This is a genomic window from Acidovorax sp. KPB24-07 (assembly GCF_057543315.1).
This window is the reverse complement of record NZ_BAAJYS010000291.1, coordinates 1-4,277: the sequence shown is the minus strand read 5'-3', so window position 1 is coordinate 4,277 and position 4,277 is coordinate 1. Positions and strand designations below refer to the sequence as shown.

Genomic DNA, 4,277 nt, shown 5'->3' with positions numbered 1-4,277 from the left:
CATCGGCGGGCACGCCGTGGCAGGTCCGGGAGCCCATCGGCCTCGGGCCACAAGGTGGCGCTCGTGCCCATCCCGCGCGGCGCGGCCGTGCTCAAGTACGGCCAGGGCATCGGCACGGCCACGGCCGACATCGCGGCCGGCGACCACGTGCACGTGCACAACGTGGGCATGGCGGCATCGAGCCACGGCCACAGCGCGGGCGCGGGCTACCGGCCCACGCCCGCTTCGGGCGCGCAAGGGCTGACCTTCGACGGCTTCGTGCGCGCCGACGGCCGCGTGGCCACGCGCAACTACCTGGGCGTGATCGCCAGCGTGAACTGCTCGGCCACCGTGTGCCGCCACATCGCCGACGCCTTCAAGGGCGAGGCGCTGGCCGCGTACCCGCAGGTGGACGGCGTGGTCGCCATCACCCACGGCAGCGGCTGCGGCATGGGTGGCAATGGCGAGGGGCTGGAACTGCTGCAGCGCACGCTGCGCGGCTACGCCAACCACCCCAACTTCGCGGGTGTGCTGGTCATCGGCCTGGGCTGCGAGGTCAACCAGATCGCGCCGCTGGTGGAGACGCTGACGGCGCGCGCGCCCGGCCTGTTCGCCACGCTCACCATCCAGGACGAGGGCGGCACGCGCGAGACCATCGCGCACGGCAAGGCCATCCTCGGTGACATGCTCGTGCAGGCCAACGCAGCGCGGCGCGAGCCGGTGCCGCTGCGGCACCTGGCGGTGGGCCTGCAGTGCGGTGGATCGGACGGCTACTCGGGCATCAGCGCCAACCCGGCGCTGGGCGCGGCGGTGGACCTGCTGGTGCGCCATGGCGGCACCGCCATCCTGTCGGAGACGCCCGAGATCTACGGCGCCGAGCACCTGCTCACGCACCGCGCCGCCACACCCCAGGTCGCGGCCAAGCTGCTGGAGCGCCTGGCCTGGTGGGAGCGCTACGCGGCGCTGCACGGCGGCGACCTGAACAACAACCCCTCGCCCGGCAACAAGGCCGGTGGCATCACCACCATCCTGGAAAAGTCGCTGGGCGCGGTCGCCAAGGCCGGCTCCAGCGGACTGATGGACGTGGTGGGCTACGCAGAGTCCGTGCGCACGCAGGGCCTGGTCTTCATGGACACGCCCGGCTACGACCCCGTGTCTGCCACCGGCCAGGTGGCCGGCGGCGCCAACCTGATCTGCTTCACCACCGGCCGGGGCTCCACCTACGGCTGCAAGCCCACGCCCTCGCTCAAGCTGGCCACCAACACGCCCATGTTCCAGCGCATGGCGCTCGACATGGACTTCGACTGCGGCGGCATCGTGGAGGGGCGCCAGAGCATCGCCGAGGCCGGCGAGGCGCTGTTTCGCCTCATGATCGCCACGGCTTCGGGCCAGCGCAGCAAGAGCGAGGACAACGGCCTGGGCGACAACGAATTCCTGCCCTGGCAGCTCGGGGCCGTGATGTGACGACGGACCGATGACCCACTCAATGGACGACGCCCTGATGCAACCCGACTCCCTTGCGCTCGATGCTCTGACCGTGGGCGAGCCCATGGCGCTTTTCATGGCCACCGCCCCGGGCGAGCTGCACGCCGTGGCCGACTACCGCCGCGCGGCGGCCGGCGCCGAGCTGAACGTGGCCACCGGCCTGGCGCGGCTGGGGCTGCGCACCGGCTACATCACGCGGCTGGGTGCGGATTCGTTCGGCCGCTTCCTGCGGGGCGAGATGGAGCGCGAGGGCATCGACCGGCGCCACGTCGCCACCGATGCCGCGCACCCCACGGGATTCATGCTCAAAACCCGCGCCGAGGACGGCAGCGACCCGCAGATCGAATATTTCCGCAAGGGCTCGGCCGCGAGCCACCTGGGCCTGGCCGATGCGCCGCAAGGCGCGTTCCCGGCGCGCCATCTGCACCTGACCGGGATCACGCCGGCGCTGTCGCCCAGCACGCGCGAGCTGGTCTTCCACCTCGCGCGGCAGGCGCGCGCGGCGGGCGCCACGATCTCGTTCGACCCCAACCTGCGGCCCCGGCTGTGGCCCTCGCCTGGCGCCATGGCCGAATGCATCAATGCCCTGGCGGCGCTGTGCGACACCGTGCTGCCAGGCCTGAGCGAAGGCCGCACCCTCACAGGGCGCGATACCCCCGGGGCCTTGGCTGACTTCTACCTCGCCCAGGGCGCGCGGCAGGTGGTTGTCAAGCTCGGGCCGGAAGGCGCCTTCTACGCCCAGCAGGGCGGTGCGCGGGGCACCGCGCCCGGGTGCCCGGTGGCTCGCGTGGTGGACACGGTCGGCGCTGGTGACGGCTTCGCGGTGGGCGTGGTCAGCGGCCTGCTCGAAGGGCTGGACCTGGCCCGCGCCGCGGCGCGCGGCAACGCCATCGGCGCGCGGGTGGTGCAGTTCCCGGGCGACTCGGACGGGTTGCCCACACGGCGGGAACTGGGCGACGGGGTCTGAGGCCTGCGCCTCGGGGACGGTCAGTGGCCTTTCATCGACAACTTGCAAAGGCGTATGGCCGAACGGGGATAGCCATTGCGAAGGCTCCAGGGACTGATGTGCCGGAGCACATGCGCTTTCAACTCGGCCAGTGCCGAGGGGGAGGGCGGCGACAGTGGGCTGGCCTGCCGCGCCTGGAACCCCGGCCGAGCGTACATGCGCAGGTTGCCTTCGTAGATGCCGTGGGGTTCCCGCACCGTGCGGTGCACGCCGAACCCGTTGCGTTGCAGCAAGGCCGTGAGGGTGGCCTCGCAAAAGTAGCTGCGGTGCGATACGTGAACCTGTTGCAGGCCGAGTCCGCGCCATGGCGCTCGGATGTCGGGCACCTCGATGACCAGCCATCCCTCGGGATCGATCAGCGCCGCTGCCCGCTGCAGCGCCTTCCCCGGATCCTCCAGATGCTCCAGGACATGGAACAGGGTGATCAGCCGGGGCCGGAAAGGCAGCACCGTTCCTTCGTCCAGGCCCCGGTCGAGGACATGCCCACCCAGTCCGAGCGTGTGCACGGCATGCTCGCGCTGCGGTCCCCCGGGCTCCAGTCCCAGATATTGCCCACAGCCATGGCCGCGGCAGGCATCGAGGAAAAAGCCCAGGCCTGCGCCGATGTCCAGCACCGAGTCGATCGGACCGATCACCGCGCTGATCTCGCTGTGCCGATAGCCGGCGATCATCCGGTAGTTCCACAGGCTGTGGGCGTCGGGCGGCTGCTTCATCAGGCGGGGATAGAAATGGGCATAGAACCGGTCCTGCGCCTCGCCCTGCAGCCCGCGCGCCAGATACACCAGGCCACAAGCGCGGCAGCTCGACAGGTTCACTGTCAGAAAGTAACGGTCACGGCGCCATATCAGATGGGGATCGTGCCCGCCGCAGGCAGGGCAGGGCAGTTCCACCAGTTGCTGGTTGAGACGCTGCAGATCGGCAATCAGTGCAAAGGGCTGGGTGGCTGGCATCGCATTCCGTGCGCCATGGACATTCGAAATCCGTTCGGAAGATTGCCTGGAAGGGGCAGCCTCGGTGAACGGTGCAAAACGCGGGCATCAGCGGGCGGGCTCCGCTGCCCCATTGCCTGCGGCCCATTCCTCGGCTTGCCAGCCGATTCCTGCACCTCCAAAGGACGGTGGAGTCACATTGGACGAACCGGTACTGTGCCTTGGCGGGACCGCGGTCACGATCGGCGAATGTATAGCAATATTGCGGGGTGGATACGGCGGCGCAGGCCATTTTTATGCAGGGTCTTCAGCCGCAGGTGTCCGTGCGTGACCGGCCGTTGCGGCCGCATGCCACGGACTCGCGGTCACTGTTCCGTGTAGTGGTAGGTCAGCCCGCCATCCACCGAATGGGTGCCGCCGGTGATGTAGCCCGCGTCCTCGCTCGCCAGGAACGCGACCAGCCCTGCCACGTCCTCCGGCACACCCAGCCGGCCCATGGGGATCTGCGCTTGCAGCGCCTTGAGCTTGGCCGGGTCGTTCAGCAGTTTTTCGTTGATGGGCGTGGCGATCGCGCCCGGCGCCACGTTATTGATGCGGATGGACAGCGGCGCCAGTTCGCTCGCCAGATTGCGCGCCAGCATGCGCAGCGCACCCTTGCTGGCGCAGTACGAGGCGAAGTGGGGGAACGCGATCTCTTCGTGCACCGAGCTGATGTTCACCACGGCGCCTCCGCGCTGCAGCGCGCGGCGGTGGCGAACGAAAGCCTGGGTGGCGAAGAACAGGCCCTTCACGTTGGTGTCCATCACCAGGTCGTAGTCTTCTTCGGTCACGTCCCAGAAATCGGCATGGCGCTCCACGCCGGCGTTGTTGACCAGGAT

At 69.5% G+C, this 4,277-nt stretch carries 4 protein-coding genes; 2 read left to right on the top strand and 2 right to left on the bottom strand.

Annotation, left to right across the window (positions count from 1 at the left end; translation table 11 throughout):
* The coding region (locus AC27IQ_RS19515; protein WP_487090472.1) for a UxaA family hydrolase at positions 1-1,443 on the top strand (1,443 nt) is incomplete at its 5' end.
* Positions 1,444-1,480: 37 nt separating this feature from the next.
* Positions 1,481-2,431: a sugar kinase gene (locus AC27IQ_RS19510; protein ID WP_487090471.1), complete on the top strand. Its 951-nt coding sequence runs from the start codon at positions 1,481-1,483 to the stop codon at positions 2,429-2,431.
* A gap of 20 nt (positions 2,432-2,451) precedes the next feature.
* On the opposite strand, the gene AC27IQ_RS19505 is transcribed toward AC27IQ_RS19510, so the two are convergent.
* Both AC27IQ_RS19505 and AC27IQ_RS19500 read right to left on the bottom strand, forming a co-directional pair.
* A complete protein-coding gene (locus tag AC27IQ_RS19505; protein ID WP_317352450.1) occupies positions 2,452-3,420 on the bottom strand; it encodes a class I SAM-dependent methyltransferase in 969 nt (322 codons plus the stop codon).
* Positions 3,421-3,764: 344 nt separating this feature from the next.
* The coding region (locus tag AC27IQ_RS19500; RefSeq protein WP_487090470.1) for an SDR family NAD(P)-dependent oxidoreductase at positions 3,765-4,277 on the bottom strand (513 nt) is incomplete at its 5' end.

Excerpts from the sequence above, each read along its gene's own strand:
- AC27IQ_RS19505 (WP_317352450.1), bottom strand. The coding sequence starts at position 3,420 with ATGCCAGCCACCCAGCCCTTTGCACTGATTGCCGATCTGCAGCGTCTC.
- AC27IQ_RS19510 (WP_487090471.1), top strand. The coding sequence starts at position 1,481 with ATGCAACCCGACTCCCTTGCGCTCGATGCTCTGACCGTGGGCGAGCCC.